The 16,968-nt window shown below is 43.1% G+C and carries 12 protein-coding genes; 5 read left to right on the forward strand and 7 right to left on the reverse strand.

The features are described from left to right. The first annotated feature begins 35 nt into the window (after positions 1-35). Positions 36-1,109, forward strand: a complete 1,074-nt coding sequence (locus AC59JO_RS27140) for a serine hydrolase domain-containing protein (RefSeq protein WP_497309404.1) — start codon at positions 36-38, stop codon at positions 1,107-1,109. Between the two features lie 3 nt (positions 1,110-1,112). Here AC59JO_RS27140 and AC59JO_RS27145 read toward each other — a convergent pair whose 3' ends face one another. From AC59JO_RS27145 to cphA, 7 genes are all read right to left on the reverse strand, one after another. Further along, entirely contained in the window at positions 1,113-2,612 is a 1,500-nt protein-coding gene (locus AC59JO_RS27145; protein WP_497309406.1) for an ArnT family glycosyltransferase, read from the reverse strand. A gap of 127 nt (positions 2,613-2,739) precedes the next feature. Beyond that, the gene (locus AC59JO_RS27150; RefSeq protein WP_497309408.1) at positions 2,740-4,017 is read right to left on the reverse strand and encodes a hypothetical protein; all 1,278 of its coding nucleotides are present in this window, start codon (positions 4,015-4,017) and stop codon (positions 2,740-2,742) included. Positions 4,018-4,125: 108 nt separating this feature from the next. Next, positions 4,126-4,737, reverse strand: coding sequence for a peptide chain release factor H (prfH, locus tag AC59JO_RS27155; RefSeq protein WP_497309410.1), 612 nt, complete (start codon positions 4,735-4,737; stop codon positions 4,126-4,128). Beyond that, on the reverse strand, positions 4,737-6,137 hold the full coding sequence (locus AC59JO_RS27160; RefSeq protein WP_497309412.1) for an RtcB family protein: 1,401 nt from the start codon (positions 6,135-6,137) through the stop codon (positions 4,737-4,739). Before AC59JO_RS27160 ends, prfH begins: the two co-directional genes overlap by 1 nt. Before the next feature lie 13 nt (positions 6,138-6,150). After that, positions 6,151-6,876, reverse strand: a complete 726-nt coding sequence (locus AC59JO_RS27165) for a hypothetical protein (protein WP_413670240.1) — start codon at positions 6,874-6,876, stop codon at positions 6,151-6,153. 469 nt (positions 6,877-7,345) lie between these two features. Continuing rightward, on the reverse strand, positions 7,346-8,971 hold the full coding sequence (locus tag AC59JO_RS27170) for an NADP-dependent glyceraldehyde-3-phosphate dehydrogenase (RefSeq protein ID WP_497309415.1): 1,626 nt from the start codon (positions 8,969-8,971) through the stop codon (positions 7,346-7,348). A gap of 137 nt (positions 8,972-9,108) precedes the next feature. Next, positions 9,109-11,736, reverse strand: a complete 2,628-nt coding sequence (cphA, locus tag AC59JO_RS27175; RefSeq protein ID WP_497309417.1) for a cyanophycin synthetase — start codon at positions 11,734-11,736, stop codon at positions 9,109-9,111. A 171-nt stretch (positions 11,737-11,907) separates the two neighbouring features. Between cphA and AC59JO_RS27180 the strand changes: the two genes are divergently transcribed. The 4 genes from AC59JO_RS27180 (at position 11,908) to AC59JO_RS27195 (ending at position 16,887) form a co-directional block, all read left to right on the forward strand. Further along, positions 11,908-12,828 carry a cyanophycinase gene (locus AC59JO_RS27180; protein WP_497309419.1) on the forward strand — a complete coding sequence of 307 codons (921 nt, stop codon included), beginning with the start codon at positions 11,908-11,910 and terminating at the stop codon, positions 12,826-12,828. Between the two features lie 71 nt (positions 12,829-12,899). Then, positions 12,900-13,742, forward strand: a complete 843-nt coding sequence (locus tag AC59JO_RS27185; protein ID WP_413670244.1) for an isoaspartyl peptidase/L-asparaginase — start codon at positions 12,900-12,902, stop codon at positions 13,740-13,742. 181 nt (positions 13,743-13,923) lie between these two features. Beyond that, positions 13,924-14,553, forward strand: a complete 630-nt coding sequence (locus tag AC59JO_RS27190; RefSeq protein ID WP_497309421.1) for a tetratricopeptide repeat protein — start codon at positions 13,924-13,926, stop codon at positions 14,551-14,553. Between the two features lie 189 nt (positions 14,554-14,742). Further along, positions 14,743-16,887, forward strand: a complete 2,145-nt coding sequence (locus AC59JO_RS27195) for a carboxy terminal-processing peptidase (protein ID WP_413670246.1) — start codon at positions 14,743-14,745, stop codon at positions 16,885-16,887. The last annotated feature ends 81 nt before the right edge of the window (positions 16,888-16,968 follow it).

Genomic DNA, 16,968 nt, shown 5'->3' on the forward strand with positions numbered 1-16,968 from the left:
TATTAATGCCTAATTTGTTGGTTTGCAAATCACAAATGAAAAAACATCTTTTAAACCTATGCCTTTTCTTAATTATAACTACAGCTTACGGTCAGCATAAGGCAGTTGATAGGATTATTGACTCCTGTGTCAAAAAACGAAATTTTAACGGTGTCGTTTTAATAGCCAAAAACGGCAAGCCTGATTATTTAAAATATACAGGCTTAGCCAACAGGCATTATAATATTAGCTTCTCCCCCAAAACAAGGTTCCAGATTTTTTCTGTTACCAAAACGTTTACTGCGGTGCTCATTATGCAGCTATATGAACAGGGTAAGATCAGTCTTGATTCAACCATATCAGCTTACTATCCGGAATATAAAGGAGAAGCAGCGCATAAGGTAACCATCCGCAATTTGCTTACTTATAGTAGTGGCAGGTATTTGAAAGAAATGGACCCTAAATTTATCCCTGAAGCCTATGACCAGAATTTATGGCCTGTAGATACCTTCATTAACAGGTATTGCTCCGAAAAACTGATTGATACTCCCGGCACAAAATTTAACTACAGCAATGGCGACTTTATTTTATTGGGCAGGATCATCGAAAAAATTTACAAACAGCCATTTGAAGTTGTTTTGAAAGAAAAGATCCTGGCCCCGCTTAACATGGATAATACCAATTACCTGCACCACGAGGATATTGTTCCTAACCTTGATGAAGGTTATTACAACAAAGCAGGCAGTGTTGATTCTTTAATTATGCCTACCTATCACTATATCGATAATCATTTCTCGGCAGGGGCCATGTATTCAACACCGCAGGACCTGCTCACTTTTGATCAGGCCATATTTAACCATACACTATTGAAAAAGGCTACTGTAGATTTGATGCTGACATCCTATCCCAAACTTGGCGATGTTGCATTTGGCTTTTGGGTATACCCGCGGAAAATAGGGAAGTCGAATACCATTTTTGCCGAGCGGCAGGGCGGAGGCTACGGAAACGAATCAAACTGGGTGCATTTAATAGATAAAGGGATAACTCTTATCCTGCTGTCAAATACAGAAACAGCCGATTTGAATAAGATGAGGTTAGATGTTCTGGATGCTTATTTAAATTATAAATAAAGCTTATTTATTGATCCTGAAAATTTGATAGTTGTACATGATCCTTTCCAGGTGATAATTGCTTTTGACCAGATTGCTTACAAAGGCACGCAAATCGGCATCAACCAGGTTTTGATATTCGGGAAACATAGGGATCAGGATCATGGCCGGTTTATTTTTTTGCAGATCCTGGTAAAATCGAGCTTTGGCTATCGGCGTTTGAGTAATATTAAAATAAATGGTAGGTGATAATCTTTCCGAATAAACCTGTACCTGGGTACCAAAGCTGTGCACCAACACCAAATCTGTGCTATTAGTATGGGCTTTGATCCATTTCCCTAATGCTTTACGGTCTCCTTCGGGCGGATTTACATATGGAGCTTTACCATAAATTATTGGAGATTCGGCACTACCTAACAAAACTTTCAGGTTAGCTATCGGCACAGCCATCGACGGAAAAAAAATAATACCAATCCCTAAAGCTACTAAACCAGCGGGCAGCTTGTATTTTTCAATAAGATATGTGGCAGCTATGGCATTGATAAGTGCCAGGGAGGGCAACAGATCTTTTAAATGCACTGCATCATAGATCCCTATCATATTAATGGCAGTAAATGCCAGCACGCACCATAAAATCGGGAGATCTATTTTTCTTTTAATAAAAACATAAAGCAATACTAATGGGTAGAACAGCACAAGCGGCGAGTAAAGAAACCTGTGGCAAAAGTTGTCAAATTTAAAGGCCGCTGTATGGTCAGTCGCACTGCCTTTGCCAAAGTTATCTAACAATCCGTTTATCAATAACTGATGGAGATCAATGCCAGCCAAAGCGCAGCTGATTATCAAAACTAACAAGCCTGATACCACACCAAGGCAAAATATCAGGATATCAGTAAAACGTTTCCGGAACAGTGCATGAATCAAAATCGCGAGTATAACAAAGGCAGCCGAAAGCCTGAAATCGACTGCTATACCGGCCAACAGGCCACTGATTAAAAAAGCTTGCTTGTTTGAGGCATTGATGTACAGGTACACCGCAACCGTCATAAACATTACTTCGTAGGTTTCGGTAAATGCCACATATTGGCTTCCGGTGGCATGCCATAGTAACGACAGGCCATAAAACAGCAACACTAACAATCCCGCTGTGTTGCCCGCAAGCTTTTGGGCTATTTTGTAAAGATAATAGATGCCGATAGCCTGGCATAGTGTTGCCAGCACCCTGGGGAACCAATAATTTACGCCAAAAAGGACATCGGACAGGCCAAAAATGGCAAAAATAAAAGGCGATTTATTGTCGGCCCCGCCGGTATAGGGAACAAGTCCATGCCTGAACCAATTACGCCCGATATAATGCCAGATAGATTCATCGAACGATAAAACAAACCCATTACTGAGCAGGGTAACTATCAACTGTAAGGCAGTAAGGAGAACGAGAACGGTAAGCGGCTTGATCTGATACCTGGTTCCTGTGCTTTTTAAAGTGATATACAAGTGATATACATTTGATTTAAATTTCAGCACGTTGAACCGATTAGCCAAATTATGAATATACTCCCATAATTACATTAACAACTGTGATACAGTTACTTTCCGGCTAAACTTACAAAGTTTTTGAAACTCTGTAAATTTAGTTAAAAAGGAAAGTTGTTTAAAAGCGATAATTCACACCGGCCTCAACAGTGGTAACAGATACACCCAAAATATCAGCAGCCGATTGAATACTTATTGAGGGGCTGTAACCAAAATTGATATCCAGTTTTTTATCGATGATAAACCCGGCCTTTGCAATTGGCGCAAACCAGGTACCACCGCTTGATGGTACTTTTTCTTCTTGAACCGAATTATAACCAGCTACGGTAGCACTTGACACCTGTTTTTTTACATTAGCCCCGCTATACCGCGAAAAATTAATAGCAGCACCGCCACCCGCATAAAATTTCAAATTACTGCCGTTAAAAAAACTGTAGATAAGTTGTGGCCTTAATGACACGCTTGTTTGGGTAAACGAATAAGTATTAACCGTTAATGCACTATACTCAGAATCATAATTGCTGATCCGGGCTTTGATCATCTCCAACACCAGCTCGGTCCTGAAAACCAAACGACCGGTATTGGGATTAAAGGGCGCATCGATACCAAAAACCAACTCGGGTAGGTACGAGGCTTTTTCCACATTAGTAGTCCCGGCAAATGGATTGCTTGATCGGGTTACCCTGCTGGCATTTAAACCGATACCTACGTACAGGTTACACGTCCGTGTTCCGTTTTTCTTGATGGGGGCTGTGGTATCATCATTATTGATGATATTAATTATCCTGAGCAATTCATCCTCATTGTAATTGAGCACTACAATGCGGTCAATAATTTTAGTGGCATCATCAGCGTGGTATTTATTAGCAAGTGCGATAAGTTGTGCATAATAAATGTTTTTCTTTTTTAATGCTGGCGAATCTTTGTCGAGATAAGGCTGATACTTCAGTTCCTGTGGAGCGGCACCTGTTTTATTATCAGTGACATAGAACCTCGTTTTAAGTGCATCAGTATATGATAGCAACGATACGTTGGTTCCCTTTTTTATGATCTTTAAAAACACCTGATCGGTTTTAGAGCTTGTGTCAATCTCATCTTTAATCGTCTGGATATTCGTTTTGCCCAAACTGATAGCTACCATAGCTGATTGATAAGCTTCAAGACCGGAGATTTCGAAATAGCCGAGATCTGTTGGGTGGTAAGTTTGCGCCTTATCATTAAGCGTCTTTTTAAAGCTGATGTTATTAGGATTGGAATACCACTCTCTATAATTAATAAAACCATTAATGGTTTCGCCGTTATTGGTGATAACATATCCTTGTTTGTAATTGCTTTGGGCAGAGACGAAAAATGGAAGCAGGAAAATTGCAAATGCGAGTGTGTAAAATAGCTTCATGAAATAATGTGATCGGTATAAGTTTACGTTGGGCCCTAAAATACATTAATTATTATTGATTTTAAGACCCAACGTAAACTTCACCGCAGTTAAATAGCGTACTGATGATTACAGGGGTAATTTGATAACCTTAACCGCATTGCCCCGCTCAAGCGAATGATGCTCCAGCCACTGACTTTGTTGCTGATCTGTTAATCTACCATTTTGCAGCGCGGTTATCCTTTCCTGAAGCCTGGTTAAACATAGCTTCTTATTTTGTAATTGTGAGCGACTATCCATTACGGTAACCTGTATGCCGGTAGGCTTGTGTACACCGCGCACTGCTGTTTCAACCTTATTTACATTTTGCCCGCCCGGCCCTGATGACCTGATGGTTTCAAATACCACATCGGCTGGATCAAAACGCGTTTGCTCCGGAACATCAAATACCTCAACACCTACAAACCAGTTTTTACGCTTATGTGCCGGTCGGTAGGGGCTTTGTGCCGTCCACTGTATAGTTCCCTGCCAATCTCTCAACAGGTTTTCCAATTGATCACCGTCTGCCATTAAAGTAGATGACAGGAGTGTGCCGCCTTTGTCGCCCGGCTTATCTTCGGTTACGGAGATCGCTATATTTTGTGCCTTTGCCTGTTTCAGGATCATGTCCCTAACCTTAACAACAACGCGGCAACACTCGGCAGGACCTTTGCCTGCCGTAATTTGTATGATCTTTTTCATTATTCTTTATCCATTTTTACTATACGCGGGTAAAACTTACCGTGTACTTCAATTAATTGCTGCTGGGCCGCCATCACGGTTTCGATGTTTTTATAGGCGGATGGATTTTCTTCCAAACTTCCGCCAATCAGGGTTACCCCGGCATCGGTCAGCATTTTTTTTACCGCCGAAGCTGTTGTATTCTCCCTGGCGTCCTTACGGCTCATGGCTCTGCCGGCGCCGTGCGATGCAGATTGTAAAGCATCATTATTCCCTTTGCCCATTACCAAATAAGCGGGTGTGGCCATGCTGCCGGGGATAATTCCCAATTCTCCGGAATGTGCCGGCGTAGCACCTTTACGATGGATGACGACTTCGGTTCCATCTGCCAACACTTCTTTCCAGGCAAAATTGTGATGGTTTTCTACTTTAGCCAACGATTTTAAACCCAGTGCCTTTAGCAAATTGGTGTGAATGCGATCATGGCAAGCCTTTGCATAATCGCCTGCGAGGGTCATGCTAAGCCAATACTCTTGCCCGGCCTCGGTATCAAGATCAAGCCAGGCCAATGGTTGAACTTCACGCGGAAGCTTACAGGTACCCATAGCAATTTGTGTGTAATACCGTGCGATATTTGCCCCCAGTCCCCTGCTGCCCGAATGCGACAGCAAAGCAAGATATTGTTGAGGTGGCAGATTAAGCTCATTATCCGCGTAAAGTTCTATCAGCCCAAACTCCACAAAATGATTGCCGCTGCCCGATGAGCCCAGTTGCTTTACGGCTTTGCCATGCAGTTTTTTAAGCAGTTGTGTTTGATTAAACACCGGGCTATCCAATACCTCGTGATATTGTGATTTACTTAACCCGCCATCAGCTCCAAAATGAGTGTGATCATTTATAGCCTGCTTCATCTGGTAGTTGTAACGTTTCAGGAAACGCTCATCAGCATCAATAATGGATAAAGCCATCCTGCAGCCGATATCCATACCAACGCCGTAAGGGATCACCGCATTTTTAACAGCAAGTACCCCGCCAATGGGCAGGCCATAACCACTGTGCGCATCAGGCATCAGTGCACCCTGCAAACTAACCGGGAGTTTTAGGGCAAGCTCCATCTGCTTTATGGCGGATAACTCAATATGTTCTTCGCCATAAATATTTAATGGTGCATGTTGATCTTTTAACCCGTAAGATGCAGTTACAGCTTCATTTTTATTGTTAATGAATGTTTCGGCTATTTTGCCGGTTATATCATTGTTTAAATAAGCACCGGGTTGTTGCCTGATCTTACTTAACAGATCAATTACCTCAGCTTTGCTGTAATGCTTAAAGTGCCTGCCTGTTATATTCACTGCCAGGCTGCGCTGTTTATTATCAGCGTAACCTATTTGTGTTAATTCTTTTGTTTTTAAATTGCCCATAAGGATATATCGTTTAATAGTCGAGGTAAGCCTCTTTTGAGGTGTACTTCGGTTTGTTTTTAAATTCGTTAATGTATTTAGGGTGTTCATAGAAATCCCAATCCCATCGGTTATTGGTTTTATCCGTTAGCCTGAGAATGCGGGGCAAATGACCGTTCCAGTCTATAAATTCATTGATTTTACCAAGCTGTTGTTCAAGCTCTTCGTCAATTTGCTTTACAGTGTAGATAATGTGTGGCTTGACCACCAATACAAATCGCCATTGTTCGGTAAAAACATATGTAGGCTTCCAGCATTGACACCGTGCATCCCATATTTCTTTTAAATAAAAACAGCGTTTTTCAGCATCAGAAAGGTTAAGTTTTGAACCGTGAAACTCGTTGGGCTCGATCTCCTTTAGCTTCTGCTCTTTCTCTGAATAAGTGTACCTGCATTTGCGGCGCTTTTTCTTTTTAAAGGATTTATCGTGGTGCCACCATTTCACGTTTATTTTATTGAGTAAGTTTTGATAAAATTCGGCTTTATCATTGCGTGCAATGTCGCTGCGTAAAATAAAATAGCGTACGTAACCCCTTTGGTAGGGTTTTTCCAAAGGGATAGGTGGTAACTGGCGAATCTGATTGTTCAGTTCTTGTCGTTGTTTGCTTAAGGTGATCAGCTTTTTATCAAAAGCCTCTTTAACCAATCGCTTTTTTCTCCGTGCCGATTTTAGACGGTACGGCAAATCATGTATGTCCATCGGACTTTACGTGTTTAGTTCATTAAAATCTGTTATGATTTTCAAAAAATTCGCCCCCGGGTTAGGGATCTACCCATTTTGAAAAGCGCAAGCCAAACCTTCAACACATAAAAAATCCGCAGACAAACAAAACCTATCGCCGGTTAAAACAAACCGATCAAATCGTTTAAATAAAACAAAAGAATTGCTGTCTCTACCTGTTAAAGGTGATGCACTAATGGGATATGGATGAGATACTCTGTAGCATAGTCCTTAAAATATTAAAGGGTTAACAATTAAGGAATTGCTGCAAAGATGCAAATATTTTTTGATTAAGGAATAAGCGGATAAATAAAAAGCGTCATTGCGAGTATCCATCAGGGGAAACCTGAAAAAAAACGTAATGACGCCTGGTTACCAGATTTTGAATAACGGAAAATCAGACTTACGAAGTTTTAAAAACTTCGTAAGTCTTGCGGTGGTTTTAACTTTACAATATAAACTTCGTGCTCAGGAAATTGGAATCGTTATCATTCACAATTTCGTTGATGATGTTTTTATTGGTTTCGGTCATTTTGGTGGTAACCAATGAGCGGATAGAGAACGATCTCAAAGCATCATGTACCGAAAGGGTTCCTTCAGCACTGTCCTTACGGCCGGTGAATGGGAATACATCTGGTCCGCGCTGACACTGGCTGTTGATGTTTACGCGGCTCACCAGGTTCACAAAGGGATCTATCAGCGATGAAATTTCTTTGGCATCATTACTGAAAATACTTACCTGCATACCATGCGGCGAGTCAATCTGGTAAGTGATCGGTTCCTCAATATCCTCAAACGGGATTACCGGGATCACCGGGCCAAACTGCTCTTCGCGGTACAGCTTCATGTTTTCATTAACCGGGTAAACGATAGCCGGGAAAAAGAACGAAGCAGATGTCTCGCCGCCGTTTTCGTTAATGATTTTGGCACCATTGGCTAAGGCATCGTTTACAATATCTGTTAAATACGCCGGCTTGTGCGGCTCGGGCAATGGAGTAAGTTTTACATCCTTTTCCCATGGCAGGCCGAATTTAAGTTTGGCAACGGCTTCGCTCAATAGTTTTAAAAACTCATCGGCAACGGCTTTGTGCACAAATATTACTTTAATGGCAGTACAGCGCTGTCCGTTAAATGACAGTGAACCCAAAATACACTCGCTTACCGCCTGCTGCAGATCGGCATGTTTGGTTACGATGGCTGCATTCTTGGCATCCAAACTTAAAACAGCCCTTAAACGGTTAATTTTAGGGTGACGCTTTTTAAGATCGTTTGCCACCTTACTTGAGCCAATGAAGGCCAGCACATTCACCTTACCCGATGCCATCAGCCCCGGGGTCACTACGGCACCGCGACCGTAAATGGTATTCACCACTCCTTTAGGAAACGATTCCTGGAAGGCTTTTAATAGTGGGTAATGCAGCAGTGTACCATGTTTAGGTGGTTTAAATAAAATGGTATTCCCCATGATCAGCGCTGGGATCAGGGTAGTAAAAGTTTCGTTAAGCGGGTAGTTGAACGGCCCCATGCAAAGTACCACACCCAACGGCGAGCGGCGGATCTGGGCTACCAGTCCTTCGGCCATTTCAAAGCGGGACGACTGGCGGTCAATATCCTTCAGGGCATCAATAGTAGCATTTATGTACTCAATGGTACGGTCAAATTCTTTAGCCGAATCGGCGTATGATTTACCGATCTCCCACATCAGCAGCTTTACCACCAGCGTACGTTGTTCGCTCATTTTATAAATGAAGCGCTCCATGCATTTAATGCGGTCGGCAATGCTCATGGTAGGCCATTCACCACGGCCGTTATCATAGGCTTCAAGCGCGGCATCCAAAGCTTCAAAAGCTTCCTTTTCGGTACAAACAGGATAGGTGCCGATCAACTTACGTGTGAAAGTGCCGTCCGGGCTCCAAAAGCCAACCGGCGAGTAAACCTCGCTTACTTCACCGTTCCAGGGTTTCATTTCGCCACCGCTCAGGTATTCGCGCTGGTGTACTTCTTCAATCTGAAATTCGGGGGGAATATTGTTTTCATCAACAAAAATTGAACTGAGCTGGGTTTTAAAACTCATATTTTTTCAAGGGTTTGATTTGCCCTAAGATAAAAAAAGCCTGCTTTAACAAGCAAGCTTTTATGCGTTAATAAATTGTTTACTGATTTATTGCGACGTAATGACGTTTGTTTAAAATCTATTCGAAAAAAATGTCCTTAAACATTAAACAAACCGTTACGTTCCTGTTCCTGGTAATCCTGCACCGTTTCAATGGCATTATCAACCACATCGCTAAGGGCGGTAATGAATGTTCCGGGGCGGGCAAGGCTCATGGCGTGTTTAATAGCATCAACTTCTTTAGGTACAACTTCAACCTGTTTGTCAGGATCAACTGATTCAATTCCCTCTTTGAGTAAACCAATGATATTTTCGGCGGTACGGCCACGCAGGTGTTTCTCCTGGCGTAGGATAATGTAATCAAACATTTCGGCCGATAGTTTTCCTAACTCGCGGATGTCATCATCACGCCTGTCGCCGGTACCGGCTATGATACCAATTTTAAGCGGCGAATCGATATGCCTTAAAAACTCCTTGATGCCGGTATAACCATCAGGGTTATGGGCAAAATCAATCATGAAACGGAAATCTTTAAACTCGAAAATATTCATACGGCCAGGCGTTTGTGATGCCGATGGAATGAATGTTTCAAGCGAGATCTTGATATCTTCCGTTTTAAATCCCCATAAAAAAGTAGCCAGCGTTGCAGCCAGCACGTTCTCGATCATGAACGGCACAGTACCGCCAAACGTAAGCGGGATCAGGATGGTACGCTGAACGCGGATCTTCCAGTCGCCTTTTAAAATGGTGATGAAGCCATTTTCGCAGATAGCGGCAATGCCTCCTTTTTTGCAATGCGATTTGATGATCGGGTTGTTTTCGTTACGACTGAAATAAGCGATGTTACATTCGGCTTTTTTGCCAATGCGTACGCAATATTCATTATCGGCATTTAAAACGCCCCAGCCATCCTTTTTAACCGAATTTAACACTACGCTTTTCACCCTTGAAAGGTCTTCAAGCGAATGAATATCCGACAAGCCAAGGTGATCTTCCTGGATGTTTGTAATAACCCCAATATCGCAAAAGCCAAAACCTAAGCCCGAGCGCAGGATACCGCCGCGTGCAGTTTCCAGTACCGCGAAATCAACCGTTGGGTCTTTCAATATAAACTCAGAGCTTACCGGGCCTGTGGTATCGCCCTTCAGCATCATGTTGTTTTGAACGTAAATGCCGTCAGATGTAGTAAAACCCACCCTATGCCCGTTGTTTTTTACAATGTGCGCTATCAAACGGGTGGTAGTGGTTTTGCCGTTGGTACCTGTAATAGCGATGATAGGGATGCGGGCCGATTTACCGGCCGGGTAAAGCATATCAATTACATGCCCGGCTACGTTGCGCGGCAGGCCTTCGCTTGGTGCAATGTGCATCCTGAAGCCTGGTGCTGCGTTAACCTCAAGGATCACACCACCGGTATCGGTTAGCGGCTCGGTAAGGTTTTGCGCCATAATATCGATGCCGCAAATATCCAGACCAATGATTTTAGAGATCCGCTCGCAAATAAAGATGTTTTGCGGGTGCACATGGTCGGTAACATCAACAGATGTACCACCGGTGCTCAGGTTAGCGGTCGACTTAACGTAAACAACCTCATCCTTTTCCGGAATGGTTTCAAGCGTGTAGCCCTTTTTGGCCAGCAGGTCGAGTGTATCCCGGTCTACCGTTATTTCGGTAAGTACATTTTCATGCCCATAACCACGGCGCGGGTCGGTGTTTTCCTGGTCAATCAACTCCTGGATATTCAGCTTACCATCGCCGGTAACATTAGCTGGTTTACGTAAGGCCGCTGCAACCATTTTATTATCGATAACCAGCACCCTGAAATCAAAGCCGGTAACATATCGTTCCACAATGACACGGCGCGAGATTTTTGCAGCGTGCTCATAGGCTTCAATCGCTTCTTCTTCTGTCTTGATATTGATAGAAATACCGCGACCATGGTTACCATCAAGCGGCTTAAATACCAGCGGGAAACCCACCTTACGGATAGCATCCGGCACAGCCGATGCCGACGATATGGTTACGCCTTTGGCCACGGGAATAGCCTGCTCCTGTAACAGGCGCTTGGTTTCTTCCTTGTTGCTGGCTATATCAACGGCAATACTGCTGGTTTTTTCGGTCATGGTAGCGCGGAAACGTACCTGGTTTTTACCATAGCCCAACTGCACTAACGACTGATTATTGAGTCTGATCCATGGGATATCCCTTGCAATAGCTTCTTCCACAATTGATCCGGTGCTTGGCCCCAAACGGGTGTTTTCCCTGATCTCGCGCATTTGCTGAATATCTGCATCCAGGTTGTAATCTTCGCCTTTGATAAGCGCTTCGGTAATGCGCACGGCTGATTCGGCAGCAAAAACGCCAACTTTTTCTTCCAGGTAAGCAAAAACTACGTTGTATACACCTTTAGTTTTGGTTTCGCGGGTACGGCCAAAGCCGGTATCCATACCGGCAAGCGTTTGGATCTCAAGCGCTATATGCTCAATAACGTGGCCCATCCAGGTACCTGCTATTACCCGTTGAAAAAATCCACCGGGTACGCCTGGCGAGCAGCGGTGGCTGTATAACGATGGCAGCAGCTTTTCAAGCCGTTCATAAAAACCATCAATTTCGTTAGAGGGGCGGTGCTCCATCTCCTGCAGGTCAAGCCGCATTTGTATTAATTTTTTGCGCCTGATGCTCCAAATGTTGGGTCCGCGTAGTACCTGGATATTCTCGATCTTCATTATGTAGAATGCTATTTTTTTTTCAGCCTAATTTCCCCTTAAAACTATAAAACATAACACGGGAATAAAATTTTTGATGGCAAAAAGCCATTATTTATTATTAGTTCCTGTGTTTGTGCATGTTTTTATCGTAATTTGTATATAGTTGTATTAAGATAGTGTGAAATAATCATGATTGTCCCGAAAGGTAAGCTAATAATTATAGGCGGCGCGGTTGATATGGGTAGTAATGTTACCCTCCAGGAGCATATTTTGCAGCCCGATTATATCAAATTTTTTGAACAAGGCATATTAAGGCGCATAATTAACGAATCTGCGAAGCACGAGGGCTCAAAAATTGAGGTAATTACTACGGCATCACAGATCCCCGAGCTTGTTGGTGCGGAATATATCAAGGCTTTCGGCCAGCTTAACGTTACCAATGTTGATGTGCTGCACATCAAGAGCCGTGAAGATGCAAGCAATAAAGTTTATCTCGACAGGATACGTAAAGCCGATGTGGTGATGTTTAGCGGGGGCGACCAGCTTAGGCTTACGGCCATTTTTGGTGGCACCGAGTTTTTACAAATCCTGAAACAACGTTATCAGAAAGAAAACTTTGTAATAGCAGGGACTTCGGCTGGGGCTGCGGCAGCTTCAACACACATGATTTACCGCGGGCAAAGTAACGAAGCCCTGGTTAAAGGCGAGGTGCAAATAACCGCCGGTCTTGGCTTTATCGACTCGGTTATTGTTGATACCCACTTTGTACAGCGCGGCCGCATTGGCAGGTTAATGTATGCAGTGGCAACCAACCCGGGCATTTTGGGGATAGGATTAGGCGAAGATACAGGCCTGCTCATTACCGAGGGCTATATGATGGAAGCGATAGGCTCGGGCCTGATTATTTTGGTTGACGGACGCAACATCGTATCAACTAATATTTATGATGTGGAACTTGGTTCGCCAATCTCTATCGAAAATTTAAGGGTACACGTCATGTCGATATTTGATAAGTACGATTTGGTGCAGCACCGTTTAATCATAAAAAAGAGTATGAAGGTTGAAGAAGGCGTTTTTATAAATGCGCCAGGCAGCAAACTTCTACAATAATTTAAACTGCATATAGTTCTTATAAATACCCTGGCCTTATTTATGCAGGTACATCTACTTAATTTATAATTATGAAAATAATTATTCATGGCGGTTTTTTTAGCGAATCGCTTACCAACCAGGAAGTAAAGCTGGCCAAACAGGAAGCCCTGAATGGCATAGTACAGTTAGGATATAACCACCTGCAACATCATACCGCGGCAGAAACTGTAGTATATACTGTACGGCTGCTTGAAGATTGCGAGCTTTTTAATGCCGGTACCGGATCGCAAATTCAGAGCGATGGTAAAATCCGCCTCAGCGCATCGCTCATGGATGGCAAAACCCAGCGCTTTTCGGGCGTTATCAACATTGAAGATGTTAAAAACCCTATCTGCGTAGCCGAAAAACTTCAGGCCTATGATGATCGTGTTTTAAGCGGCAAGGGAGCGTGCGATTTCGCTATAGAAAACGGCCACAAATACTACAATCCTGAAATTCCGCAGCGCCGTCATGAGTACGAGCAAAAACTAAGCGATTCTATCAGGCTCGGCACCGTAGGCTGCGTTGCGCTTGATGTACATGGCAATCTGGCTGCTGCTACCAGTACCGGGGGCAAGGGCTTTGAAATTCCTGGCCGTGTTAGTGATTCGGCCACTACAGCTGGCAATTACGCTAACAGCTTTGCCGGCGTTTCATGTACCGGCGTAGGCGAAGATATTGTAAGCGGCTCGGTAGCTGTTAAAATTGTTACACGCGTAACCGATGGCATGACCCTCATGGCCGCTACCGAAAAAACCCTTGACGAAATGAAGCCTTACGATGGCTTTGCAGGTGTTATAGGCATTACTACCGACGGGCAGATCTATCACTCAGATACACATCCATACATGGTTTGGGCCCTCCACGATGGCGACATCGAAGTTTTTAACTAAAACCTAAATTTATTTTTTCCGTAGAAAGGTATAAATTCAATATTTGTAAAATAACAGTGGCATTTAAGCGTTTATGTGTTTGCTGCCTTTTATAGGTATTGTTTTCCCGTTAACAAATAATTACATTTGTTAAGCTGATTAATTTAAAATTACACAGTTTAAACCCAGGAAAAAAGATTAGATGAGATATTTCCTACTTATTATTTTATGCTCTGTTGGGTTCAATGCATCAGCGCAATGGTATTACAAACCGTTCAATAAGCGCACCAGGTCTCCGCAAATGGCATATGCGCAAAATCATTCCATTAAAAGGTTGCCGCCCCCTACAGTAGCTAAAGTAAAAATCCCGCCAACTATTATTGAGCATACACCTTATGTAATGGCAATGATCGAGGAATCGGTGATGAGAACCGCGCAGCATAATATGCGTTTCCATGTATACAATGCTGCAAGCTATAACTTTAGCGACCTGGCCCAGATGTATATGAAGCAAAACCGTCTGGCCGAAGCCAAATGGTTCCTGCTGCAAAGCATTACCATATCGCGCCAGCAAAATGATGACAGGCACACCATAGCCAACCTGCTTGATCTGGCCACCGTAAAAGCCGATTACGGCGATTACGCACAGGCAAAACAGGATTTGGCCGAAGCCCGCCAGTTAGCTATTTCACGCGGTTTAACATATGACCTGGCTACAGTAGAGAAGAAAACGCGCTATTTACAGGACAATAAATTTAAAACGCCACACAGCGAAACCCGCTTTGCAGAAACTGCCGATGCCGGTACAATTACCAAACCGGCTAATAAATAGTATTTTTTTGTAACAAAAGCGTAAAATGGTGCAGCTCGCATACTATTAGTAAAACATAATCGTATTATTGTTCTTAGTAATTAAGAGACAGCATTTTGACTGTCTCTTTTTTATTTTACATTAGCAAATTAATAATAGGCACAAGTATTGATGTTTTACACCAACCCCGATTTAACTACAGTAAAAGATATGTTTAAGAAAGTATATTTGTTATTGGTGCTGGGCGCAGCCCTCGCCTGTAAAGCATCGCCATCCAAACCTGTTAAAGTAGCAGGTTCAAATGATTTACAGCCCGATGAACAGCAAAGCGTTGTTTGTAAGCAGGTAGCATCATTAATTTCCAACTATAACTATAAAAAAGTCCCGCTGAACGATTCGGTATCAGCTATAATTTTTGATCGTTATATCAAATCACTTGACGAAAACCACAGCTATTTTTTAGCTTCAGATATCAAGGATTTTGAAAAATATAAAACCGTACTTGATGATGATATTAAAGCGGGCAACCTGACCGATGCTTTTTACATCTTCAACGTTTTTCAAAAAAGGTATATCGAGCACGTAAAATATTCAATTGAACAGATCAGCAAAAACTTCGATTTTAACAAAACCGAAACCTTTGTTTATGATCGTGACAAACTGCCATGGATTGCTTCGCAAAGCGATATGGATGCTATGTGGACCAAGCGTGTTAAGTATGACCTGCTAAACCTGAAACTGGCCAATGCAGATATGGCCAAAAACAAGGAGACACTTAAAAAACGTTATGAAAACCTGTTGACCCAAACCAACAAGCTATCGAATCAGGACGTTTTCCAATACTTTATGGATGCCTTTACCGAGGCTATCGATCCGCATACCAACTACTTTAATCCGTCAAACGCTGCCAATTTCAACATTGAAATGTCGCGCCAGGTTGAAGGGATAGGGGCTTCACTCCAGGTAGAAAACGAGTATGTAACTATCAAAACTATCGTAGCAGGCGGCCCGGCCGATAAAAGCCACCAGATAAGTGTTGATGACCGTATTGTTGCCGTGGCACAAGGCAAAACCGGCGAATTTCAGAACGTGGTAGGCTGGCGCGTGGATAATGCCATCGCCATCATCCGTGGTACTAAAGGCACCACCGTTAGGCTTGAAATATTGCCTGCGGGTGTAAACGCATCTGCTAAACCCAAAGTGGTTGAAATGGTTCGCGAAAAGATCATCCTGAAAGATCAATCGGCCAAAAAAGAGATCCGCACTTACAACAGCAATGGTAAAACGGTTAGGATAGGTGTGATATCTATCCCGGCATTCTACATTGACTTTAACGATTATAAAGCAGGTAACCCTAACTACAAAAGCACCACCCATGACGTTAAGGCGATCCTTGACTCATTAAAGAAAGAAAATGTAGACGGCCTTGTGATCGACCTGCGTGAAAACGGCGGCGGTTCACTGATGGAAGCCATTGAGCTTACCGGCCTGTTCATTAAAACCGGACCGGTAGTACAGGTACGCGATACCAAAGACCAGGTTGAAATTGATAAAGACGAAGATCCGGATATCACTTACAGCGGCCCGATGGCTGTATTGGTTGATCGTTTCAGTGCTTCAGCCTCTGAAATCTTCTCAGGCGCAATACAGGATTACGGTCGCGGATTGATATTGGGTACTCAAACTTATGGTAAGGGTTCGGTACAAAGCGCCATCGACCTTGACAGGGTGATCGGTTCTTCTCTCCGTGATAAAATTGCTGGCGTAGTTGGCGGTGGTAAAAAAACAACGTCTACCGGCAGTCAAAGCACTTATGGCCAGCTTAACCTTACCATAGCTAAATTCTATCGCATCAGCGGTAATTCAACTCAGCATAAAGGCGTAACACCTGATATTTCATTCCCATCAGTTATTCCGTTGGATAAATATGGTGAAGATACTGAGCCATCTGCAATGCCTTTTGACATCATTGCCAAAACAGATTATACCAAAACAGGCGATTTCACCGGCGTATTGCCACAGCTTAAAAAGCTGCACGACCAACGTATGGCTGGCAGCGACAGCTATAAATACCTGCTTGAAGACATCGCCGATTTCAAAAAACATGATGCTGATGACAGCGTATCGCTAAAAGAATCTGACTTGAAAAAACAACGCGACGATGATGAAGCAAAAGCATTTGAACGCAACAACCTGCGCCGCGTAGCATTAGGTTTACCAGCCCTTAAAAAAGGACAAACCAAACCTAAAAACGAAGACCTTGACTTCGTAAAACGCGAAGCCGGCCAAATCATGACCGACTATATCAGTCTTGATAACAAGTTTACAAGTGTTGGCTCACAGCCGGCTAACTAAGTAGGTTTTAGATAACATTCAACGCCCGGTATTGAAAGATGCCGGGCATTTTTATTTATACACGAATATTTTACAGGCTGA

The organism is Mucilaginibacter sp. A5337, from assembly GCF_059690695.1.

Excerpts from the sequence above, each read along its gene's own strand:
- AC59JO_RS27140 (WP_497309404.1), top strand. The coding sequence starts at position 36 with ATGAAAAAACATCTTTTAAACCTATGCCTTTTCTTAATTATAACTACA.
- AC59JO_RS27150 (WP_497309408.1), bottom strand. The coding sequence starts at position 4,017 with ATGAAGCTATTTTACACACTCGCATTTGCAATTTTCCTGCTTCCATTT.
- prfH (WP_497309410.1), bottom strand. The coding sequence starts at position 4,737 with ATGAAAAAGATCATACAAATTACGGCAGGCAAAGGTCCTGCCGAGTGT.
- AC59JO_RS27160 (WP_497309412.1), bottom strand. The coding sequence starts at position 6,137 with ATGGGCAATTTAAAAACAAAAGAATTAACACAAATAGGTTACGCTGAT.
- AC59JO_RS27165 (WP_413670240.1), bottom strand. The coding sequence starts at position 6,876 with ATGGACATACATGATTTGCCGTACCGTCTAAAATCGGCACGGAGAAAA.
- AC59JO_RS27170 (WP_497309415.1), bottom strand. The coding sequence starts at position 8,971 with ATGAGTTTTAAAACCCAGCTCAGTTCAATTTTTGTTGATGAAAACAAT.
- cphA (WP_497309417.1), bottom strand. The coding sequence starts at position 11,736 with ATGAAGATCGAGAATATCCAGGTACTACGCGGACCCAACATTTGGAGC.
- AC59JO_RS27180 (WP_497309419.1), top strand. The coding sequence starts at position 11,908 with ATGATTGTCCCGAAAGGTAAGCTAATAATTATAGGCGGCGCGGTTGAT.
- AC59JO_RS27185 (WP_413670244.1), top strand. The coding sequence starts at position 12,900 with ATGAAAATAATTATTCATGGCGGTTTTTTTAGCGAATCGCTTACCAAC.
- AC59JO_RS27190 (WP_497309421.1), top strand. The coding sequence starts at position 13,924 with ATGAGATATTTCCTACTTATTATTTTATGCTCTGTTGGGTTCAATGCA.
- AC59JO_RS27195 (WP_413670246.1), top strand. The coding sequence starts at position 14,743 with ATGTTTAAGAAAGTATATTTGTTATTGGTGCTGGGCGCAGCCCTCGCC.